The organism is Cupriavidus sp. PET2-C1, from assembly GCF_054515855.1.
The window spans coordinates 2,766,669-2,789,351 of record NZ_CM137260.1 but is presented as its reverse complement, the minus strand read 5'-3'; the positions used below and the strand labels follow the sequence as shown (position 1 = coordinate 2,789,351).

The window sequence follows — 22,683 nt, the reverse complement described above, 5'->3', positions numbered from 1 at the left end:
CGCAAGCGGGAGAGGGGAGCAAAACCAGAACCAAAACCAGAACCAGCAGGCAAGAACGAACGCAGTGCAAACACAACAGGAGACAGCCAAATGCAGACCAAGATGATCCGCCGCTTGTTCCCCCTCGCCGCCACTGCCGTGGCCGCGCTGATGGCCTCGGGTGCGGCCATGGCGCAGGAAGTCGTCAAGCTGGGCTATACCGGCCCGCTGTCGGGCGGGGCCGCGCTGTACGGCAAGAACGTGCTGTCCGGCATCCAGATGGCGGTGGACGAGATCAATGCTTCGGGCCTTGAAGTCAAGGGCAAGAAGGTGAAGCTGGAAGTGGTGTCGCTGGATGACAAGTACGCGCCCGCCGAGGCCGCCATCAATGCGCGCCGCCTGGTGCAGCAGTACAAGACACCCGCCGTGTTCGTGCCGCATTCGGGCGGCATCTTTGCGCTGCAGGCGTTCAACGAGCAGGAGAAATTCCTGGTGATGGCCTACTCCAGCGTGCCGCGCATCACGGACACCGGCAACAAGCTGACCATCCGCATCCCGCCGTCCTACACCGGCTATATCGATCCCTTCATCAAGGCGCAGATGAAGCGCTATGGCAAGAACGTAGCGCTGGCCCCGGCCGACCACGATTACGCCAAGGCCTGGGTGCAGGCATTTGTGCCGGCCTGGGAAGGCGCGGGCGGCAAGGTGGTGGCCAACAACCCGATGTCCTACACCAAGGCTACCGACTTCTACAGCGGCGTGTCACGCGTGCTGGCCGACAAGCCCGACGTGATGTTTGTAGGCGGCCCGTCCGAGCCGACCGCGCTGGTGGTCAAGCAGGCGCGCGAGCTGGGTTTCAAGGGCGGCTTCATCGTGATGGACCAGGCCAAGCTGGATGAAATGGCCAAGGTCACCAACGGCCTGGCCATGCTCGAAGGCTCCATCGGCGTGATGCCGCTGGCCAACGACGCCCGCCCGGCCGCGCAAACCTACAACAGCAAATACAAGAAGCTGCATGACGGGCGCGACGCCACCACCGAGATGTCGCTCAACTACACCATGGTCTACGCGCTGGCCGGCGCCATGAAACTGGCCGGCACCACCAGCGACGTGGCCGCGATCCGGGCCAGGATGCCGGAGGCGGTGAAGACGCTGGCCAAGGATGCCAACCCGAACGAGATCGAGAGCATCGACGCCAAGGGCGGCACCGTTGCCGACACCGTGGTGGGCTGGGTGCAGAACGGCAAGATCGCACCGGTGCGCCTGTCGGAACTGGCTAAGTAAGCCAGCCAGGCCGGCCACGCAGCCGGCACCCGGGTCGGGTGCCGGCTGCCTGAGCCGGCTCAGTGAACCTCATGCCCGTGCTCTTGCGGATTGCCGCCCTGCCCTTGGGCATGCGGTTGCTGCTGCATCGCCACGTGCTGAGCTGACTGCGGCTGCGCGGCGTGCTGTTGCTGGCGCTGCAACTCCTGCTGCCGGCGCTGCTGTTCCTGCTGCTGGCGCTGTTGCTCCTGCTGCTGGCGTTGCTGCTCCTGCTGCTGGCGTTGCTGGTCTTGCTGCTGGCGCTGTATGACCTGTTGCTGGCGCTGTTGCTCCTGCTGGCGCTGCTGCTCCTGTTGCTGGCGCTGCATGTCCTGCTGGTGGCGCTGCTGCTCTTGCTGCTGACGCTGCATCTCCTGCTGCTGGCGCTGCATGGCTTGCTGTTGCTGCATCGCCTGCTGGGCCCGCTGCTGGTCCGCCGCCTGCCGTTGCTGCTGCTGGCGTTGCATTTCCTGCTGCTGTTGCTGCGCCTGCTGGGCCCGCTGCTGGTCCGCCATCTGCCGTTGCTGCTGCTGGCGCTGCATCTCCTGCTGCTGTTGCTGCGCTTGCTGAGCCCGCTGCTGGTCGCCAGCCTGCCTTTGCTGCTGCTGGCGCTGCATCTCCTGCTGCTGTTGCAGCGCTTGCTGCGCCCGCTGCTGGTCGCCAGCCTGTCTTTGCTGCTGCTGGTGCTGCATGTCTTGCTGCTGTTGCAGCGCTTGCTGCGCCCGCTGCTGGTCACCAGCCTGTCTTTGCTGCTGCTGGTGCTGCATGTCTTGCTGCTGTTGCAGCGCTTGCTGCGCCCGCTGCTGGTCACCCATCTGCCTTTGCTGCTGCTGGCGCTGCATGTCCTGCTGCTGGCGGGCCATGGCTTGCGGGTCGGTTTGCAGGGTCCGTCCGTTCTGCTGCACCATGCCGCGCTGCTCAGCCTGGCGTTGCTGAAGCTGCTGGGCTTGCTGGGCTTGCTGGGCTTGTTGGGCTTGTTGGGCTTGTTGGGCTTGTTGGAGCTGCGCGGCCGACTGGCCGTTTTGCGGCGGCTGGCCGCGCGCCTGCTCCGGCCGCGTGGTCCAGCCGCGCGTGCGCGCATCGCCGCCCTGCACGGGCGGCTGCCCGCCATGCTCGGTACCCACCAGGCCTTGCGGCACGGGCGCACGGGAGCCGCCTTCCGCGCGCTGCGGCCCGAAGGCTGGATTGCCTTGATTTGCCGGATTTGCCGGAATCCCGCCGTTCGGTGTCCCCGGCCCGCCGGGCATCTGGCCTGCTCCGTTGCGCCCGTGGTATGCCGGTGCCGCCTGGCTCAGCCGGACCGGGGCAGGTGCCATGGCCTGGCCGCCGCCCGGGGCATTGCGCCGGCCCTGCCATACCGGGCCAGCGCCGGGCACGGTGCCACCAGCGCGGGCAAAGCGCTGGGCCAGCTCATCGTCGGCCGGGCGGCCGGGCGCACGTGCCGCAATGGCAGGGCGCGCGAAGCCCTGCATGACCGCCGCCGGGGCCGGCCGCGCGGGCGCCGCACCGATCAGGCTGGCCTTGACGGGCGCCAGCGGCGGCGCGCCGTTGGCTTCGCCCTGCGGCAGGTTGCGCCAAGCCATGCCGTGCCCCCCTGGTGGCACGCGCTGGCCTTGCACGAAGGCGCGTGCCGGCATGCCTGTGATGGCGCCCGGCACGTTCCGGTTGATATAGGTATTGCGGATATGGTTCTCGATCACCTCATTGTTGACGGTGAACTGGTTGATGCGGGTGACGTAGGTCGGGCTGGCGCCATAGACCGGGCGATATGCCTCGCGCGGGCCTAGCGGGTACCAGGCCACGCCGGGGCCACTACCCGGCCCGCCACCGATAAAGCCAACCAGCGCGGGGGCGTAGACGGGGCGGCCCACCCTCGGGCCCGGCATCCATCCCCAGCGGTCGCCAACGCGGGCCCAGCGCCCATAGTGGGACGGGGCAAAGCCCCAGGGCGCGTCATCGCACCAGCTCCATCCCCATGGCGCCACCCAGGCCCAGTGGCCGGCGCTATAGGGCGCCCAGTCCGCGGCCACCACGCGCGGAAACCAGACTGCGCCATACCCGGGGTCTTCCTGCCAGTCGCCGTAGTCGTCCAGCGCGGCATAGCCCGTCATTTCAGGCGCCACGTAGCGGGCGGACGGCGAGCGGTCCTCCCGCGCGTCGCGCGCCATGGTCCAGCTATCGAAGCCGTCCATGGGCGGGTTGGTGGTGCGGCCGTCCTCGGCCAGGTCGGTGCCGTCGAAGCGCACTTGCTCGCCGCGCCGCATTTCCAGCGAGCGGTTGTCGCCGTACAGGATGGCCGAGCCGTGGTGCATGGTGACGACCGTGGAGCTGCCATCAGGCGCCACGTCCAGCCGGTAGTCGCCCGGCTCGCGCGGCACGAAGGCCAGGTTGGGCGTATCGATCTCGACCGGCTGGTCGGGCGGCAGCGCGCGCACGCGCAATTGCAGCGTGCCCTGGGTCAGCTTGACCTGGGTAGCGCTGTCGTCGAGATTGAGCACGGTCACGGCGGTGCCGCTACCTAGCCGGATCGCCGTGGAGCCGGCGTGCAGCTCGGCCCGCCCGCCGTTGTCGACCCAGAGGCGGTCGCCGGTGGTGATAGGCCGGTTCAACGCGGCCTGCGCCCAGTCGTCCGACCCCGCGGGGGCAAAGCTCAGGTTGCCGGCGGCATCGGTCACGGTGGCAATGCGGGCGGAGGGATCGACGGATTGCGCCAGCGCCGGCAATTGCCAAGTGACTAAAACGATGCTTGCGGCCAGGAACAGGAAGCGCGCACGCGGGCCAAGCTTGCGGTCAGGGAACATGTGGATACCTCTCGGTCAATATAGGCGCGCGGGCGAACATCTGCCGCCTCTGCTGTCACCATACTTCCGATAACGTCAGGCCGCCGGACTGGCGCACTTGACTTTGTAAGCACATATTTCCCTTGTTTCCCCGCGCAGCCGCGCCGGGAAGGCACGATCTGGCTGCGCGCCGCCCGCCGTGGCCCCCGGCCCGCGCGCAGGCCACGGCGGGCCAGCGCACGCAGGACAAAGCTGGAAACAATTGCGCATCGGCGCCGGACGCCGGCGAGAGGGGAAAGGCACGGCCGGCCCGGCTTAGCGGGCGGCGGACTGCTGCAGGAACTCGGTGAACTTGTCGGCGGACATGGGCCTGCCATACAGGTAGCCCTGCACCTCGTGGCAGCCGTTCTCGGAGAGGAAATCCCGTTGCTCGACGGTTTCCACGCCCTCGGCCACCACGCCGATGCCCAGGCTGCCACCGACGTTCACCATGGCACGCACGATGGCGGCGTCGACCGGGTTCTGCGTGACATTGCGGATAAACGACTGGTCGATCTTGATGCGGTCCACGGGGAAGGACTTGAGGAAGCTGAGCGAGGCGTAGCCGGTGCCGAAATCGTCGCAGGTCAGGGTCACCCCGTCGCGGCGCAGGGTCTGCAGCTGCCCGGAAAACTCGTCGCCCTGCTGCAGGGCGATGGTCTCGGTGATCTCCAGCTCCAGCCGCTCCGGCGCCAGTGCCAGCTCGCGCAGCACGTGACGGACTTCGGTCAGCAGCCGGCTCTCGCTAAGCTGCGCGGCAAACAGGTTGATGGCCACCCGCGGCGCGTCGGCAAACCCGAGCGACCACATGCGCGCCTGGGCGCAGGCGGTGTGCAACAGCCAGACGCCGACGTCCGCCGCCACGCTGCTGGCGGCCAGCGCGTCGATGAAGCTGGCCGGCGTCAGCAGGCCCTGGGTGGGATGGCGCCAGCGCATCAGCGCCTCTGCGCCAACCACGCGGCCATCGCGCAGGTCGATCTGGGGCTGGTACAGCAACTCGAACTGGCGCTGCGCGTAGGCGTCGCGCAGCGCTTGCACCAGCGACAGGCGGGTCGTCACGTCGGTGCGCATCTGCGGCTTGAAGAAGCGGATGGTTCGGCCGCCGTCGCGCTTGGCCCGGCCGAGAGCCAGGCTGGCCGAGGCCAGGGCATCGGAGGCATTGTCGCCGCCGGCCGGCATCACGCAGGCGCCCAGGCTGGCCAGCACGTGGTGGCGCCGGTTGCCGTACTCGTGGGGCTCGGTCTGCAGCGAGAGGATGGCGGCGCTGACGTGGCGCACCAGGGTGGGATCGGCAATGGAGGGCAGCAAGACGGCGAACTCGTCGCCGCCGACCCGCCCCAGGATGGCGTCGCGCGGCGAGGCGTCGCGCAGGCGGCGGGCCACCCGGCGCAGGATCTCGTCGCCCTCGGCATGGCCATGCATGTCATTGAACGCGCGGAAATCGTCGATGCCAAGCAGCAATAGCGCGCAGCGCGGGGAGGCCTCCGTGCGCAGGCGGCCTTCCAGCGTGTTCAAGAATGCCTGGCGCGACGCTACGCCTGTCAGCGAATCAATGTCCGCGTTTGGCGGGGCGCCGGCCTTCGCCTCTGACCTGGCCACCATGCCTGCCCTGTTCGTGATTATCGACATCGGTCCGATCTGTCTATTTGGCAAGTGTGACTAAAACCAGGAAAAAATCAAGCCAAGTTAAACGATATGTTGCGGCAACAAATTGCAACGCATCGAATCCCCTTACCGCCCGGCGGGCGCCATTGAAATGGCCGGGGCCTTACAGTACCCTACGCCGCTATAATCCGGCCGCTCGCGCCCGGCCCGCGCGCGCGCCAATTCCGGCGCGCCCGGCCGGTCGTCGACCGCCCTCCTACAAGAATAAGCAACGGGAAACCGCACCGTGACTCACTGGACCATCCGCACGCGCATCCTGGCAAGTTTTGCCCTCATCCTGGCGGTCATTTTACTCACGGCGGTGGTCGCCTATGACCGCCAGTCGGCCATCCAGACCCATGCGAATGCGCTTCGCGACGATGCGCTCCCGGGACTCTACTACAGCACCGCGATGCGCGGCGCCTGGGGCGAGACCTATGTGCTGGCCTGGCAGAGCGTGACCGCGGCCAATGACGCCGAGCGCCGGCAACACGCCGAGGCCAACATGGCCTTGCTCAAGCGGCTGGACGGCCTGGAGGCAAAGTACGCCGAATCGATCCGGCGCGCCGACGATCGCGAGCGCTTCGACAAATACCGGGAGCTGCGCCGCCACTATGACGAGCTTTCGGCGTCGCTGTTCGCGGCGACCGCCCCGGAGGTCGCCGCCGCCGAGGCCAAGCTGCGCGGACCCATCCACGCAGCCTGGAGCGAAGGCCGCTCGGCCGTGCAAGCACTGTTGGAAGATAACAACAAAGTGGCCGAGGAAGGCGCCAGCAGCATCAACAAGGCCGTGCAAACGGCCAAGATCAGCATCGAGGTCTCCCTGATCGCTGCCCTTCTGGAGTCGCTGGTGGCCGGCTACCTGCTGTTCCGCTCCATTACGGTGCCGATGCGCTCGATCGTCAGGCAGCTCGCCGACATGCGCGGCGGCGATTTCCGCCAGCGCCTGGCGCTAAACCGCAAGGATGAGTTCCTGGAAGTCGAGCAGGGCTTCAACCAGATGACCGGCGACCTCACCGCACTGGTCGGGCAGGCCCAGCGCTCGGCCATCCAGGTCACCACCTCGGTCAACGAGATCGCCGCCACCGCGCGCCAGCAGCAGGCCACCGCCACCGAAACGGCGGCCACCACCACCGAGATCGGCGCCACCTCGCGCGAGATCTCCGCCACCTCGCGCGACCTGGTCCGGACCATGACCGAAGTCTCCGGCGCCGCCGAGCAGACCGCCGGCCTGGCGGGCACCGGCCAGGCCAGCCTGTCGCGCATGGAAGCCACCATGCACCATGTGATGGAAGCCGCCGGCTCGGTCAACGCCAAGCTGGCCACCCTGAACGAGAAGGCGGGCAATATCAACCAGGTGGTCACCACCATCGCCAAGGTCGCTGACCAGACCAACCTGCTATCGCTCAACGCTGCCATCGAAGCCGAGAAGGCTGGCGAGTACGGGCGCGGCTTCTCGGTGGTCGCCACCGAGATCCGCCGCCTGGCCGACCAGACCGCGGTGGCCACCTACGACATCGAGCAGATGGTGCGCGAGATCCAGTCCGCGGTGGCGGCGGGCGTGATGGGCATGGACAAGTTCTCCGAGGAAGTGCGGCGCGGCATGTCGGAGGTGACCCAGGTGGGCGACCAGCTCTCCCAGATCATCGGCCAGGTGCAGTCGCTGGCGCCGCGCGTGCAGATGGTCAACGAAGGCATGCAAGCCCAGGCGGGCGGCGCGGAACAGATCAACCAGGCCCTGATGCAGTTGTCCGAGGCGGCCCAGCAGACGGTGGAATCCCTGCGCCAGTCCAGCCAGGCGATCGACGAGCTGACGCTGGTTGCCAACGACCTGCGCACCGGCGTGTCGCGCTTCAAGGTTTGAGCGCCCCGGGCACCCACGCCACCCCATGAAACTCTTCCTGCTCTTTCGCATCGGGCCCGACCACTACGCGCTGGACGCGAAGGAAATCGTCGAAGTGCTGCCGCTGACCACGCTCAAGCACTTGCCCGAGGCACCGGCCTGGGTCAGCGGACTGCTGGCGCGGGACGGCCAGGTGGTGCCGGTCATCGACATCAATGCGCTGGCCATCGGCACGCCGGTCGCCAGCCGGACCAGTACACGCACCGTACTGGTGCATTACCGCCGGCACGCGGAGGCGCCCGCACGCCTGCTCGGGCTACGGCTGGAGTACGCCACCGAGACGCTGCGCTGCGAGCCCGCCGAGTTTATCGACAGCGGCGTGGACGCCGCCCCGGCCCGCTACCTGGGACCCGTGCGCAGCAGCGGCAGCCAGGGGCTGGTGCAGTGGATCAAGGTCGATGCCCTGCTGCCCGACGACGTGCACGCCAGGCTGTTCCCCGATCTGCCGGCGGCTGACGCCACCGCGCCAGGGCCATGAGGCCATGACCACTGCCTCCCATATCGAAGCGCTGCTCAAGGAGCGCATTGGCCTGGACGCCGCCACCGTCGGCCCCGGCATGATCGAGCGCGCGTTGCGCGAGCGCTTGGCAGCGGCCGCGGTGCCCGACCACCACGCGTACTGGAACCTGCTGCACTCGCACCCGCACGAGCTGCAGTCGCTGATCGAAGCCGTGGTGGTCCCCGAGACCTGGTTCTTCCGCCATCGCGAGGCGCTGCTGGCGCTCGGCCGCCTAGCCGCCATGCGGGTCTTCGGCAGTGATAGCGCGCCGGACGGCGCCGCGCCCTTGCGCATCCTCAGCGTGCCCTGCTCGACCGGCGAAGAGCCTTACTCGATTGTCATGGCGCTGCTGGACGCCGGTGTGCCGGAGCAACGCTTCCAGGTCGATGCCGTGGACGTGAGCGCCCGCTCGCTGGAGCGCGCGCGGATCGGGCAATACGGCAACAACTCCTTCCGGGGCACCCCGCTGGACTTCCGCGACCGGCATTTCACCCCCTGCGCGGGTGGCTACGCGCTCAAGGCCAACGTCCGCGCCAAGGTGCGGATGCTGCACGGCAACCTGCTCGACCCGGGGCTGATGGCCAATGAGCCGCCCTACCACTTTGTGTTCTGCCGCAACCTCCTGATCTACTTCGATCCGCCGACCCAGCGCCGTTCGCTCAAGATGCTGGAACGGCTGAGCCGGCAGGACGCCACGCTCTTTGTCGGCCCGGCCGAGGCCAGCCTGCTCACGCGGCACGGCTTTATCTCGGCGGGCGTGCCGCTCGCCTTTGCCTTCACCCGGCGCAGCGCGCACCAGGCGGGCAGCGCCACGCCGGCAATGCCGCGCTATCCTGCGCACCCGAGTGCGGCGGCCCCGGCCGCCCCGCGACCGTGGCTGGCGCAGCCGCCGCAGCAGCAGCCCCCGAAGCCGCTGGCCGCGCGCAGCCATGCGGGCTCCATCGACATGCCGGCGCCCTCGGCACCAGCGCCTGGCGCCGCCACCACCGGCAAAGCGGCCGAGCGGGCCAAGGCCAGCACCGACGCGCTGTCCCGGATCTCCCGGCTCGCCGATCGCGGCGAACTGGCCGCCGCAGTGACGGCCTGCGTGGCGCACCTGGATGCGCAAGGCCCGTCGGCTGCCGGCTACTGCCTGCTGGGCGTGCTCTACGATGCCACCGGCCGTCCCGCCGACGCGCGCGAGTCCTATCGCCGCGCACTCTACCTCGACCCGGCTCACCAGGAGGCGCTCTACCATATGGCTGCCATCCTGGAAGCGGAAGGCGACGGCGCGGCCTCGGCCCGCCTGAGAAACCGCGCACAGCGCAAGACCCCGATCCGTCATGGCTGAGCTCGCATCGCATCCCCTGGCCGCGCATGGCCAGCCGCCCGGCATGGGCACTGTTACGGTCACGGTCGCCGTGGACGATTGCTGGCGCCGCATCGGCGTGCTGGGCGATGGCAGCTGTCCGCTGCTGGCCGAGCACATCCATTGCCGCAACTGCCCAACCTATTCGCGCGCGGCGCTCACGCTGCTCGACAACCTGTCCACCGGCGAAGTCAGCCTGCCGGACAGCCACGCCGGTCATGCCAATGCCACCGCGCGCGGGCCTGCCATGTCATGCCTGGTGTTTCGCATCGGCGACGAATGGCTGGCGCTGCCCGCGGGCGCGCTGGCGCTGGTCACCGCGCCCTGCCCCGTGCATTCGCTGCCGCACCGCCGCCACGCCGCGGTACTGGGCCTGGCCAGCGTGCGCGGCAACCTGCTGGTCTGCATCTCGCTGGCACGGCTGCTCGGGCAGGACCCTGCCGCCGGCGCCACCTCCAACGCCGCCGCCAACGCCAAAGGCAGCGCCGGGCATGGCGCCCGGCTGCTGGTGCTGGGCCAGGGCCGCACCGCCATCGCGCTGCCTGTGGATGAAGTCACCGGCATCGAACGGATCGCCGAAGCCGACCTGCAGCCTTTGCCGACCACCTTGTCGCGCGCCTCGGCGCATTACACCCGGGCGCTGCTGACAAGCGGCCAACGCACGGTGGGCTTGCTCGACCCGGCCCTGCTGCAACAAGCCTTGAAGCGGAGCCTGGCATGAACCCCGACCAGTTGCGCGACGCCTCGCTGCTCGAGCTGTTCGCGCTGGAAGCGCAATCGCAGGCCGAAGTCCTCAACGCCGGCCTGCTGGCGCTGGAGCGCGACCCCGCCGCGGCCGAACAGCTCGAGGCGTGCATGCGCGCCGCGCATTCGCTCAAGGGTGCCGCGCGCATCGTCGGCCTGGATGGCGGCGTGCGCGTGGCCCACGTGATGGAGGACTGCCTGGTGGCCGCCCAGCACGGCGAGCTCGTGCTGCGGCCCGTGCATATCGACACCTTGCTGCATGGCACCGACCTCCTGCTGCGGCTGGGATGCCCGCCCGGCGGCGATCTGGGCTGGGCCGACCAGGCCGGCAAGGCCGAGGTCGATGCGCTGGTGCTGCGCATGGCCGCGCTGCTGGCCGGCGAGGAGGTGGATGCCGACGCCTGGGCCACGGATCATGCCCCAGCGGCGGCAACGCCTGCGAGTGCATCCGCAGCCGAACCAGAGGCCATGGTGACAGCGGCCGTCCACCCAGCGCCACCCGATGGCTCGGTGGCCGGCATGGTCCCCCATACGGTCTCCAATACGGTCTCCAATACGGTCTCCGATATGGCCGCCGAACTGGTCGCCGAACCGGTCTCCGGCATGGCCACGGCGCCAGCCACGTTCGCGCCCGGCGAAGCCCCCCGCGAGCCGCAAGCCCAGGAGCGCATGCTGCGCGTCAGCGCCGATACGCTGGACCAGCTGCTGGCGCTGTCGGGCGCGGCGATGGTGGAGACGCACTGGCTCAAGCCCTTCGGCAACGCCCTGCAGCAAACCCGGCGCGTACAGATGCGCGCGCTGCAGGCACTCGACGCCCTGCAGGTCACGCTCGCGGCCGGCGCGGCCGATCCCGCCGCCCACGCCGCGCTGGCAGAAGCACAGCGCCTGCTGGGCGAGAGCCACCAGCAACTGTCGCAACGGGTCACGGAGCTGGAACAGTACGACCACCGCACCGGCCAGCTTTCGCACCAGCTCTATGACCGGGCGCTGGCGAGCCGCATGCGGCCGCTCGCCGACGGGCTCACCGGCTACTCGCGCATGGTGCGCGACCTGGGGCGCTCGCTGGGCAAGGCAGTGCACCTTGAACTGGTCGGCGAGAGCACCAAGGTCGACCGCGACATCCTGGAGCAGCTCGAAGCGCCGCTGGCGCACCTGCTGCGCAACGCAGTGGACCACGGCATCGAGATGCCAGAGGCGCGCCGCGCAGCGGGCAAGCCGGTCGAAGGCCGCATCACGCTGAACGCGCGCCACAACGCCGGCCGGCTGATGATCGTGATTGCCGACGACGGTGCCGGCGTGGACCTCGACGCCCTGCGCGCCGCCATCGTGCGGCGCAAGCTGGTGCCCGAGGAAACCGTGGCCAGGCTGTCGCAGGCCGAGCTGCTCGACTTCCTGCTGTTGCCCGGCTTCAGCATGCGCGAAACCGTCAGCGAAGTATCCGGGCGCGGCGTCGGGCTCGACGCCGTGCAGGACATGATCCGCCAGGTGCGCGGCAGCATCCGCCTGACGCAGGAAAGCGGGCGCGGCATGCAGTTCCACCTGGAGTTGCCGCTCACCTTGTCGGTGGTGCGCGCCTTGCTGGTGGAGGTGTCCGGCGAGGCCTATGCCTTCCCGCTGGCCTATGTCATGCAGGCCATCAACCTGGAGCGCGGCAGCATCGAGCAGCTGGAAAACCGCCAGCACTTCCGCTTTGGCGAACGCCAGGTCGGGCTGGTGAGCGCGGCACAGGTCCTGCAGCAGGCGGAGACCCGGCGCGACGAGGACACCGTGCCGGTGGTGGTCCTGGGCGATCACGAACGTACCTACGGCGTGGCGGTGGACCGGCTGCTGGGCGAGCGCATCCTGGTGGTGCAGCCCCTGGTGGCAAGCCTGGGCAAGATCAAGGACATCGCCGCCGGCAGCCTCACCGAGGATGGCACGCCGGTGCTTATCTTCGACGTGGAGGATATGGTCCGCTCCGTGGAGAAGCTGCTCTCGGAGGGCAAGATCGACCGCATCCGCCGCGCAGCCGAGGCAGCCCCGGTACGGCGCAAGCGCGTGCTGGTGGTGGACGATTCGCTCACGGTGCGCGAGCTGGAGCGCAAGCTCCTGTCTAACCGCGGCTATGACGTCACGGTAGCGGTGGACGGCATGGATGCCTGGAACGTGCTGCGCGCGGAAACCTTCGACCTGGTCATCACGGACATCGACATGCCGCGCATGGACGGCATCGAGCTGGTCAGCCGCATCAAGCGCGAGGCCCGCCTGATGCACCTGCCCGTGATGGTGGTCTCCTACAAGGACCGGGAGCAGGATCGCCAGCGCGGCCTGCAGGCCGGCGCGGACTATTATCTGGCCAAGGGCAGCTTCCAGGACGCCGCGTTGCTCGATGCGGTGCAAGACCTGATTGGAGAAGCACGCGCATGAAAATCGGCATCGTCAACGACTCCCACCTGGCGGTGGTCGCCCTGCGGCGCGTCATCGCCCTCGATCCCGCGCTGGAAGTCGCATGGGTGGCCGAGGACGGCGAGAGCGCCGTGCGTATGGCCGCCGTGCGCACACCCGACCTGATCCTGATGGACCTGATGATGCCGGTGATGGACGGCGTCGAGGCAACCCGCCGCATCATGGCCGCCACGCCGTGTGCCATCGTGGTGGTGACCATGGACCTTGGCCGCAACGCCAGCCAGGTCTTCGATGCCATGGGGCAAGGCGCCATCGACGCCGTGGATACGCCCACATTGACCCAGCCGGATTCGCAACTGGCAAGCGGCCCCCTGCTGCGCAAGATCCGCAATATCGGCCGCTTGCTGGAGGGCCGCACCGGACCCGCGCGCGCGGCCGCACCGCCAAGGCGCAAGGCCAGTGCCGAGCGCCTTGTCGCGCTGGGCGCCTCGGCCGGCGGCCCGGCCGCGCTGGCCACCGTGCTGGGCGGCCTGCCGGCCGGCTTCACCGCCGCCGTGGTCGCGGTCCAGCACGTGGACGAGGCCTTCGCGGCCGGCATGGCCGACTGGCTGGACGCGCAGTGCGCGCTGCCGGTGCGCCTGGCCCGCGAGGGCGAGGCGCCGCAGCCGGGCACCGTGCTGCTGGCAGGCACCAACGACCACCTGCGCCTGGTCAGCGCCTCGCGCATGATCTATACCGAAGACCCGAGCGACTACCTGTACCGGCCCTCGATCGATGTGTTTTTCGAGACCGTGGCGCAGCACTGGCGCGGTGACGCGGTGGGCGCGCTGCTCACCGGCATGGGCCGGGACGGCGCGCTGGGCCTCAAGGCCATGCGCGAGCGCGGCTACCTGACCATCGCCCAGGACCAGGCCAGCAGTGCCGTCTATGGGATGCCCAAGGCCGCCGCCGCCATTGGGGCCGCCAGCGAAATCCTGCCTTTGCAGCAGATCGCCGCCCGCATCGTACGGGCATGCAATGCCATCAACAACCCGGGGTAGCACAGAGGCGCTAACAACATGAAGAACAACGCAAACCTGGCCGCGCGCGCTTGCGCCGCGATGCCAGGATCATGCTGTTAGCGTCTCCAGGTCGGAGAGCACGAGGAAGACAATGTCTAAAGATACAAACCTTAGAGCGCCCCAGCGCCCGGATGAATACCTGGCCATGGTGCTGCTGGTGGACGACCAGGCCATGGTTGGCGAAGCGGTACGGCGCGAGCTGGAACCCGAGCACGATATCGATTTTCACTATTGCGCCAAGCCTGACGAGGCCGTTGCCGTGGCCGAGCGCACCCGTCCCACGGTGATCCTGCAGGACCTGGTGATGCCCGGCATCGACGGCCTGACGCTGGTGCGCCGCTACCGGGCCAACCCGGCAACGCGCGATATCCCCATCATCGTCCTATCCACCAAGGAGGACCCGCTCATGAAGAGCGCGGCCTTCGCTGCCGGCGCGAACGACTATCTGGTCAAGCTGCCCGACACCATCGAGCTGGTGGCGCGCATCCGCTATCACTCGCGCTCGTATCTCAACCTGCAGCAGCGCGACGAGGCCTACCGCGCGCTGCGCCAGAGCCAGCAGCAGTTGCTCGAGACCAACCTGGAGCTGCAGCGGCTGACCAACTCGGACGGCCTGACCGGGCTGTCCAACCGGCGTTATTTCGACGAGTACCTCGGGGCCGAATGGAAGCGCGCCAATCGCGAGCAAAGCCAGCTGGCGCTGCTGATGATCGACGTCGACTCGTTCAAGGCTTACAACGACACCTACGGCCACGTGGCCGGGGACGAGGTGCTGCGCCGCGTGGCCGGCGTGATCCGCGAGAACTGCGCGCGCCCGGCGGACCTTCCGGCGCGCTTCGGCGGCGAGGAGTTCGCCATGATCCTGCCGTCCACCTCGCCCGGCGGGGCGCGGCTGCTGGCCGAGAAGGTCCGGCGCGCGATCGAGTCCCTGCAGGTGCCGCATAGCGGATCGCCGGTGGGGCAGCATGTCACTGTCAGCATTGGGGGCACGGCAATCGTGCCGGGTGCGGATTTGCCGTTTAGCCGGATTGTGGAGATTGCTGATGCGGGGCTTTATCAGGCTAAGCGGAGTGGGCGGAATCAGGTTGTTATGACTTCTTGAGGTTTTGGGTTGGGGTTGGGGCTGCAACTGCAACTGCTTAAATTCAACTTCAACTGCAGTTTCACCACGCCTGCGGCGCGGCGACCTACTTTTTTGTCTTGCCAAGAAAGTAGGCAAAGAAGGCGCGCCGGATGGGGCGACTACCCCCTCGGGATTTCACGAAAAGAGCGGCCGGGACCCAAACTCGCATCGCCTTAAGGCGATACTCAGACATGGGTCCCTCTTTTCCGCTCTTTTCGTGAAATCCCGAGGCGCCCCATACGGCCTTGGCACACCTCCACGGCTCGCTGCGCGTCGCGCGTGGGTGTTTCCCGCCTGACAGGCGGGAAACACGGCCGAACCGGTGGCGGGTTTGGTTCCTTCTTCCCTCTCCCTTCTTCCTTCTCCCTGCCCTGGGGCCGCACGGCCCGCCGGCGGTTTGACCGTATCCGGTGCCGGCGCTACGATTAGCCGCCAGACGCCATCCCATGAATATGGAGTATCGCCCCCCGCCAACGCGCGCCATAGTCTTGACTACCTCAGCCCAAATCATGCGCTCACAGAACCTGTCCGCGGCCCCGGAAGCCGATATCCGCGTCCTGCTGGTCGAGGATGACCCCGCCACCAGCGCGCGCCTGCAAAGCGCGCTGGCCAGCTTGCCGGGCATCCGTGTGATGGCGGCCTGCGCGCAGCGCGCCAGCGCCTGCGAGTGGCTGTCCGCGCACGAGCCCGACGTGCTGCTGTGCGACCTCGGGCTGCCGGACGGCTCCGGCATCGATGTCATCCGCCACGCGCGCCGGCTGCACCCGCGCTGCGACTGCATGGTGATCACCATGTTCGGCGACGAGGCCAATGTGCTGGCCAGCATCGCGGCGGGCGCCACCGGCTACCTGCTCAAGGACGAATCGGACGACAACCTGCGCGCCTCCGTCCTGGAATTGCGCGCCGGCGGCTCACCGATGAGCCCGGTGATCGCGCGCAAGGTCATTACCCGGCTGCGCAGCGCCGGCGCGCCTGGCATCCCGGCGCCGGACGCGCCAGGCATCCCGGGCGTGAACGTGACGCTATCCGCCCGCGAGACCGAGGTGCTCGACCTGATCTCGCGCGGGTACACCTATGCGGAAACCGCCGGGCACCTGGCGATCAGCGTGCACACCGTGCAGGCGCATATCAAGAACATCTACGGCAAGCTGGCGGTCAACTCCCGCACCGAGGCCGTATTCGAAGCCCACAAGCTTGGCCTGCTGAAGACCTTTTGAGGCCATTGCCGATGGCTCTGCTGCCCATCCTGCGGCTGATCTGCCTGAGTGCCCTGTGGCTCGCCATGGGCTGTGGGGTCACCGCCTGCGGCGGCGAGCGCCAGCGTCCGTCGCCGCCATCCGCGCCGGACCCGGCAAACCAGGTGCAGGTGCTGCAGCAAGCGCTGGCCGTGGTCCGCCCCGACGGCGCCGGGCAAGGCCAGGCGCCGCAGCCGGCCGAGGTCGCACTGCCCCACGACTGGGACCGCATCTACCCCGGCCTCGACGGCACGGCGACCTACCGCCTGGATTTTCCCTACCGCGGCGCCGGGCAGGACATCCCCGCGCTGTACCTGGCGCGCGCGGCCAACAGCTTCGAAATGCATCTCAACGGCAAGCTGCTGGCCGCCTCCGGCGCCATGGATGCGCCGGCCCTCTACGGCGGCCAGCGCCCCTTGTACATCCCCGTGCCCGAGGCCATGCTGCGGCCGGAGAACGAGCTGACGATCAAGATCGCCGCCCGCGCCAATGCCAAGGCAGGCCTGTCGCGCGTCGAGTTCGGGCCGGGCCGGCTGGTGCATTCGCACTACCAGGGCGCGCTCTGGTTCCGCGTGATCGGGCCGTTGGTGATCACCGCGCTGAGCCTGTTGCTGACGGCGATCTCGCTGCTGATCTGGTGGCGCCAGCGCGATCCGCTGTTCGGCCTCTATGCGCTGGCCGAGATCGCATGGTCGGTCAGCGTCATCGAGCGCCTGCTGGAAAGCGCCCCGTTGCCGCTGCACGCGTGGCAGGTGCTGGTGCTGGCCAGCCGGACCCTGTTCATCGTGGCCACCGCCCGGTTCGCGCTGATCATCATCGACGTTCGCTCCCCGTGGCCGGCATGGCTGGTCACCGCTTTCCTGTGGATCAAGCTGCCGCTGATCGCGGTGATGACATTCGTGCTCAACACCCCCAGCCTCAAGCTGTTCGACTGGGCCATCAACATGCTGATGGCGTGCGGCATCGCCACGACGCTGGCGTGGGCGGCGCTGCGGCGCCCCAGCCGCGAGCGCCTGGTGCTGGCCGCCACGGTGGCGCTGGCCAGCGCGCTGAGCACCGCCGACGTGATCCGCATCCAGTTCAGCAACGATTTTTACTGGGACACCTCGCTGACCAAATACGTCTCGCAGCTGTTCAGCCTCAGCATGGCCTGGCTGCTGGTGGACCGCTATACGCGCACCACCAGCACGCTGGCCGAACTCAACCGCAACCTGGACCACAAGGTTGCGCAAAAGGAGGAAGAGCTGCATCAGCTCTATGCGCACTCACGCGAGATCGAGCGCGAGCAGGCCACCTTGCGAGAGCGCGGGCGCATCATGCGCGACATGCACGATGGCCTGGGCAGCACGCTGGTCGGCGCGCTCAGCCTGCTGCGCTCGGGCCATGGCTCGCCCATGGTGCTGCAGCAACATCTGCAGCAAGCGCTGGATGCCTTGAAGCTCTCGGTGGATGCCATGCAAGACACCGGTGGCGACCTCGCCGTGGTGCTGGGCAACCTGCGCTACCGGCTGCGGGCGCGCCTGGAAGCGGCAAGGCTGCGGGTGGATTGGCAAGTGGAGCGGCTGCCGGCCGTGGCCGGCCTGACGCCGCAGATCGTGCGTGAGCTGCAGTACCTGCTGCTGGAAGCCTTCTCCAACGTCATGCAGCATGCTGGTGGCGCTACGGTGCAAGTGGTGGCGCGCAGCTTCGCGGGCACCAGCGCTGAGGCCGAGGGCATCCTGATCGAGATCCGCGACGACGGGCACGGCTTCGATGCGCAGTCCGGCGCGCAAGGCCACGGCCTGGCCAATATGCGCAGCCGCGCGGCCGCCATTGGCGGCGAGTTGTCGATTGCGTCTTCGGAGCGGGGCACGACCGTCAGCCTGCTGCTCTACCCCGCGCGGTGGGCCGAGGGCGAGGCTGCCTGAGCGATGAGCGATGGCCAGGTGCGGCAGCCCTAGCGCGTCTGCTCGATGTCGCTCTGCAGGACGTCGAGGTGCGACAGGTATTTGTGCAATTCTTCGCGTCCGCTATCGGTAATGCAATAGACGCGGCCACTGCCTTCCACCAGCTCCGCCGTGATCGCGCGTGCGATCATCAGGCTGCGCAGGATGGGCCTGAGCGAGCGGATGTTCTTTTCCACCCCGTGCTCGCGCAGGCGGTCAACCAGCGTCATGACCGTCGACGGGCTCGACTGGACAAGCTTCAGGATGTACAGCTTCGAAACGAAGCCATCTAGTGTTGGCGCTCTCATGCGGCTCCTGTGACACACCTGCCAGCGGTGCGATAGAGCAGATCTACATAGGCAGCCCGGGCGCTGCGAGCGCACCCGGGCGTGTTACCTGCAAGCGGCCCGGCCGGCACCAGGCGCGCCTATTAAAAGAAAAGGGGTGCACGAGGCACCCCATTTCTTGCATTGCGCGCGCCGGCACGAGGCCGGCGCGGGTGGGGCTTGACGACTACTCTTCCTGGAACGCCTCTTCGCGCTTTGCCTTGATGGAAGGCAGGGCAACGATGGCAACCAGCGAAGCCGCTGCGATCAGCAGGCCCAGCGACAGCGGACGGGTCACGAACACGGTGAACTCGCCACGCGACAGCAGCAGGGAGCGGCGGAAGTTCTCTTCCATCATCGGCCCCAGCACGAAGCCCAGCAGCAACGGCGCCGGCTCGCACTTGAGCTTCAGGAACAGGTAGCCGATGATGCCGAAGCCAGCTGCCATGAACACGTCGAAGGTCTGGTTGTTGACCGAGTACACGCCGATACCGCAGAACACCAGGATGGCCGGGTACAGGAAGCGGTAAGGCACGGTCAGCAGCTTCACCCACACGCCGATCATCGGCAGGTTCAGGATGATCAGCATCAGGTTGCCGATCCACATCGAGGCGATCAGGCCCCAGAACAGCGCGGGGTTGCTGGTCATGACCTGGGGACCCGGCTGGATGTTGTGGATGGTCATCGCGCCCACCATCAGCGCCATCACGGCGTTGGGCGGAATGCCCAGCGTCAGCAGCGGGATGAAGGAGGTCTGCGCCGCGGCGTTGTTGGCCGATTCCGGACCTGCCACGCCTTCGATGGCGCCCTTGCCAAACTCATGTGCGTACTTGGAGGTCTTCTTTTCCAGCGAGTAAGCTGCGAACGAAGCCAGTGCCGCACCGCCGCCCGGCAGGATGCCCAGCGCGGAGCCCAGGAACGTGCCGCGAAGCACTGCCGGGATCATGCGACGGAAGTCTTCCCTGGTCGGCCAGAGGTTGGTGACGCTGTCGGTGAAGGTCTCGCGGGCTTCCTTCTGCTCCAGGTTCGCGATGATTTCCGCGAAGCCGAACATACCCATGGCCAGCGCGACGAAGTCGATGCCATCGGTCAGCTCGGGGATGTCGAAGGAGAAGCGTGCGGCGCCCGAGTTCACGTCGGTACCGATCAGGCCCAGCAGCAGGCCCAGCACGATCATCGCCACGGCCTTGGGCAGCGAGCCCGAAGCCAGCACCACGGCGCCGATCAGGCCCAGGCACATCAGCGAGAAGTACTCGGCAGGACCGAACTTGAACGCCAGTTCCGACAGCGGCGTAGCAAACGCGGCCAGGATCAGCGTCGCCACGCAGCCGGCAAAGAAGGAACCCAGGCCGGCGGTGGCCAATGCCACGCCCGCTCGTCCCCGCCGTGCCATCTGATAGCCATCGATGGTGGTCACCACCGACGACGATTCACCCGGCAGGTTCACCAGGATAGCGGTGGTGGAGCCACCATACTGTGCGCCGTAGTAAATACCGGCCAGCATGATCAGCGCGGCCACCGGGGGCAGCGTGTAAGTCACCGGCAGCAGCATGGCGATGGTGGCCAGAGGCCCCAGGCCCGGCAGCACGCCGATCAAGGTACCCAGCACACAGCCCAGGAAGGCGTATGCCAGGTTCTGCAACGAAAGCGCCGTGGAAAAGCCCAAGGCAAGATGGTCAATCAATTCCATATGGCCGACTCCTTAACCAGTAATGAAAGCAGGCCACACCGGCATCTGCAGGTTGATGCCGTACACGAAGGCGCCCATGCTGATCAGCACCAGGACGATCGCGTTCAATACCGCGCCCTTCCAGCTGAACTCATGGCTGGCCATCGACGACACCAGCACCAGCACGAACACCGACAACACCATGCCGAGCGGCTTGAGCAGCAGGCCGAACAGCACCACCGAACCCAGAATCCACAACAGGGTCTTCAAGTCCCAGCGGGCGAGCTGGTCAGCTTCACCCTTTTTCGATACCGAGCCGATCAGCACGAATGCACCGAGCACGGCGAGTACCAGGCCGAGTAGAAACGGAAAATATCCGGGGCCCATCTTGGCGGCTGTTCCCATGGAATAGCCGCGGGCGACCCAGGAAAAGCACAATCCGACCAGAATGAACATCAGGCCGGAGGCAAAGTCCTTTTGGCTGCGTATGCGCAAAACGATTCTCCTCAAAGTACGTGAAAGCAGTGCCCCTCCGCTCGCAGGCTCTTTGCATGCGGAGGTAGTCCGTTCGGCAGGAAAAAATAGTGTCCCTGCAGGATGGAACGAACATTAGAGAGGCGATCTTTCAGCTTGCTTTCATTTGTCTTGGTTTAGGGGTATTCACCGATACGTGATCCGTTTCATCATCGGGAATAAATATCACGTTGTGATGTATTTAAACGAAACGAAGGCACGACAAAAGAAAGCGGGGGGATCGCATGGGTCACTGGCGCGAACGCGCCAGCGTGCCGGCGGCCAACGGACGCGCGCCGGAGCAGAAGAAAATCAGGACAAGAAAGCACGGACGGGAGCGCGTCCGCTTTGCCTACGCACGGCACAATGCCACAGGCAACTTTCGATTGCCTTTCACCTGGGCATCCTGGGCAAATTGCGGCGAGCCGGGCGACCTGCGCATCACCTTGCACCGCCTTGCACCGCCGAAATCGGCAGCGTTCGGCCTCAGTCGGCGCCCTGCTTCGACATCTCGCGGGACGCGTCCGCCAGCGCCTGCTCGCCGGCGGCGGCACCAGCACCGGCCATGCTCAGGGCTTCCTCGCACGGCGTGCCCATGCTGGTATCGGGCGCCTGGGGCGCAAACTCCGTTTCCGGGGCCGGCCAGGGCGCGACCGGCAGGATATGGGCGGCGCGCCAGTTGCCGAAGCGGTAATACGCCACCGCCAGCGTGACCGAGACCACCGAGCCCAGCGGAAAGCTCCACCAGATCGCGTCGGCGCCGATGGTGCGCTCGAGCACCCAGGCAAATGGCAGGCGCACCACCCACATCGACAGGAACAGGATCACCAGCGGGGCCATCACCGCGCCGGTGGCGCGCACGGTGCCGAACAGCACGATGGTGAAGCCGAACAGGATGAAGGACCACAGCACGATGGCATTGATATGCTGCGCAATGCCGATGGCCGTGCCGTCATCGGGCAGGAACAAGCCCAGCGAGTGACGGTTGAACAGGTAGATCAGGGCAACCAGCGCACCGGTCATCATCAGGTTGAACAACAGCCCCACGCGCGTGATGCGTGTCACGCGATCCCACAGCCCGGCGCCCACGTTCTGCGCCACCATTGACGACACGCTGGCGCCAACCGCCAGCGCGGGCATCTGCACGTACGTCCACAACTGCGAGGCCACGCCATAGGCGGCGGTGGTCTGCGAGCCGTAGCGATTGACCAGCGACATCATCACGATCGCCGACGACGAGATCACCACCATCTGCAGCCCCATGGGCAAGCCCTTGGCCACCAGCGCGCGCAGGATCGCGATATCGGGCCTCAGGTAGGCGAGCTGGTGGCGCCGCAGCGCCAGGAAGTGGTGGCGGCGGTAGAGCACGATCAGCATTGCGGCCAGGCTCGCCAACTGCGCGATCAGCGTGGACAGCGCCGAGCCTGCGATGCCGAGCTCCGGGAACGGGCCGATGCCAAAGATCAGCAGCGGGTTGAGCACCACGTCCAGCCCCACCGACAACAGCATGAAATAAAACGGCGTGCGCGAATCTCCCGCGCCGCGCAGCGTCATCATCACGAAGTTGTAGAAATACATGAAGGGCAGCGCCAGGAAGATGATGCGCAGGTAGCTGATGGCAAGCGCCCTGGCATCGGCCGGCGTGCCCATCGCGGCAAGGATGTCGGGCGTGAAGGCGTAGCCCAGCGCCGCCGCCAAGACCGACAGCAGGACGAAGAAGGTGGTGCTGGTGCCCACCACGCGGCGCGCCTCGACCAGGTCGCGCGCGCCCACGGCTTGCCCGATCATGATGGTGTTGGCCATGCTGATGCCGAACACCACGCCGAGCAGGAAGAACAGGATGATATTGGCGTTTGAGGTGGCTGTCAGCGCCGCCTCGCCGAGGAAATGCCCGACCCACACGGAATTGATCGATGCGTTGAGCGACTGCAGGATATTGCTGCCCAGCACCGGTAGCGAAAACAGCAGCAACGTGCGGCCGATCGGGCCCGTGGTCAGCTGGGCATTGGATTTTGTTGGCATGTTCGAGGAGGGTCTCGTGTTCTTATCGCGTTCTTATCGTGCTCTTGTTGCGCCTGGGATCGTCCGGAAACGCGGGGCAATGCAATGCGCAATGCCCACGTTCGCCACTATGTCACACCTTGCTGACAGCCCTTGTCGGTAGCCGTCTGTCAGACAGAAAGCCAATTGTAAGCAGTTGTTTGGATC

Annotated in this window: 16 protein-coding genes; 10 read left to right on the top strand and 6 right to left on the bottom strand. The window is 67.3% G+C overall.

The window, feature by feature from the left end:
- Positions 1–90 precede the first annotated feature (90 nt).
- Positions 91–1,263: an ABC transporter substrate-binding protein gene (locus tag ACX12D_RS32425; RefSeq protein ID WP_459375068.1), complete on the top strand. Its 1,173-nt coding sequence runs from the start codon at positions 91–93 to the stop codon at positions 1,261–1,263.
- A gap of 59 nt (positions 1,264–1,322) precedes the next feature.
- On the opposite strand, the gene ACX12D_RS32420 is transcribed toward ACX12D_RS32425, so the two are convergent.
- A complete protein-coding gene (locus ACX12D_RS32420; protein ID WP_459375067.1) occupies positions 1,323–4,082 on the bottom strand; it encodes a DUF6600 domain-containing protein in 2,760 nt (919 codons plus the stop codon).
- Between the two features lie 294 nt (positions 4,083–4,376).
- Positions 4,377–5,702: a putative bifunctional diguanylate cyclase/phosphodiesterase gene (locus tag ACX12D_RS32415; RefSeq protein WP_441641514.1), complete on the bottom strand. Its 1,326-nt coding sequence runs from the start codon at positions 5,700–5,702 to the stop codon at positions 4,377–4,379.
- A 289-nt stretch (positions 5,703–5,991) separates the two neighbouring features.
- Between ACX12D_RS32415 and ACX12D_RS32410 the strand changes: the two genes are divergently transcribed.
- The 9 genes from ACX12D_RS32410 (at position 5,992) to ACX12D_RS32370 (ending at position 17,949) form a co-directional block, all read left to right on the top strand.
- Positions 5,992–7,608 carry a methyl-accepting chemotaxis protein gene (locus ACX12D_RS32410; RefSeq protein ID WP_459375066.1) on the top strand — a complete coding sequence of 539 codons (1,617 nt, stop codon included), beginning with the start codon at positions 5,992–5,994 and terminating at the stop codon, positions 7,606–7,608.
- Between the two features lie 25 nt (positions 7,609–7,633).
- Positions 7,634–8,125: a chemotaxis protein CheW gene (locus ACX12D_RS32405; protein ID WP_459375065.1), complete on the top strand. Its 492-nt coding sequence runs from the start codon at positions 7,634–7,636 to the stop codon at positions 8,123–8,125.
- 4 nt (positions 8,126–8,129) lie between these two features.
- On the top strand, positions 8,130–9,476 hold the full coding sequence (locus tag ACX12D_RS32400; protein ID WP_459375064.1) for a CheR family methyltransferase: 1,347 nt from the start codon (positions 8,130–8,132) through the stop codon (positions 9,474–9,476).
- Positions 9,469–10,215 (top strand): chemotaxis protein CheW, encoded by a 747-nt coding sequence (locus ACX12D_RS32395; RefSeq protein WP_459375063.1) that lies wholly within the window; start codon positions 9,469–9,471, stop codon positions 10,213–10,215. Before ACX12D_RS32400 ends, ACX12D_RS32395 begins: the two co-directional genes overlap by 8 nt.
- On the top strand, positions 10,212–12,644 hold the full coding sequence (locus ACX12D_RS32390) for a hybrid sensor histidine kinase/response regulator (RefSeq protein WP_459375062.1): 2,433 nt from the start codon (positions 10,212–10,214) through the stop codon (positions 12,642–12,644). Before ACX12D_RS32395 ends, ACX12D_RS32390 begins: the two co-directional genes overlap by 4 nt.
- Positions 12,641–13,663: a chemotaxis-specific protein-glutamate methyltransferase CheB gene (gene cheB, locus ACX12D_RS32385; RefSeq protein ID WP_459375061.1), complete on the top strand. Its 1,023-nt coding sequence runs from the start codon at positions 12,641–12,643 to the stop codon at positions 13,661–13,663. Before ACX12D_RS32390 ends, cheB begins: the two co-directional genes overlap by 4 nt.
- 112 nt (positions 13,664–13,775) lie before the next feature.
- Positions 13,776–14,786: a diguanylate cyclase gene (locus ACX12D_RS32380; protein ID WP_459375060.1), complete on the top strand. Its 1,011-nt coding sequence runs from the start codon at positions 13,776–13,778 to the stop codon at positions 14,784–14,786.
- 530 nt (positions 14,787–15,316) lie between these two features.
- Positions 15,317–16,024, top strand: coding sequence for a response regulator (locus tag ACX12D_RS32375; protein WP_459375059.1), 708 nt, complete (start codon positions 15,317–15,319; stop codon positions 16,022–16,024).
- An 11-nt stretch (positions 16,025–16,035) separates the two neighbouring features.
- Positions 16,036–17,949 carry a sensor histidine kinase gene (locus ACX12D_RS32370; protein ID WP_459375058.1) on the top strand — a complete coding sequence of 638 codons (1,914 nt, stop codon included), beginning with the start codon at positions 16,036–16,038 and terminating at the stop codon, positions 17,947–17,949.
- Between the two features lie 29 nt (positions 17,950–17,978).
- Here ACX12D_RS32370 and ACX12D_RS32365 read toward each other — a convergent pair whose 3' ends face one another.
- From ACX12D_RS32365 to ACX12D_RS32350, 4 genes are all read right to left on the bottom strand, one after another.
- Entirely contained in the window at positions 17,979–18,275 is a 297-nt protein-coding gene (locus tag ACX12D_RS32365; RefSeq protein ID WP_043356716.1) for a helix-turn-helix transcriptional regulator, read from the bottom strand.
- A 205-nt stretch (positions 18,276–18,480) separates the two neighbouring features.
- Entirely contained in the window at positions 18,481–19,983 is a 1,503-nt protein-coding gene (locus tag ACX12D_RS32360) for a tripartite tricarboxylate transporter permease (RefSeq protein ID WP_150987429.1), read from the bottom strand.
- 12 nt (positions 19,984–19,995) lie between these two features.
- Complete coding sequence (locus ACX12D_RS32355; protein WP_150987427.1) at positions 19,996–20,457, bottom strand: tripartite tricarboxylate transporter TctB family protein; 462 nt, start codon at positions 20,455–20,457, stop codon at positions 19,996–19,998.
- A gap of 504 nt (positions 20,458–20,961) precedes the next feature.
- Positions 20,962–22,497, bottom strand: a complete 1,536-nt coding sequence (locus ACX12D_RS32350; protein ID WP_459375057.1) for an MATE family efflux transporter — start codon at positions 22,495–22,497, stop codon at positions 20,962–20,964.
- Positions 22,498–22,683: the final 186 nt, after the last annotated feature.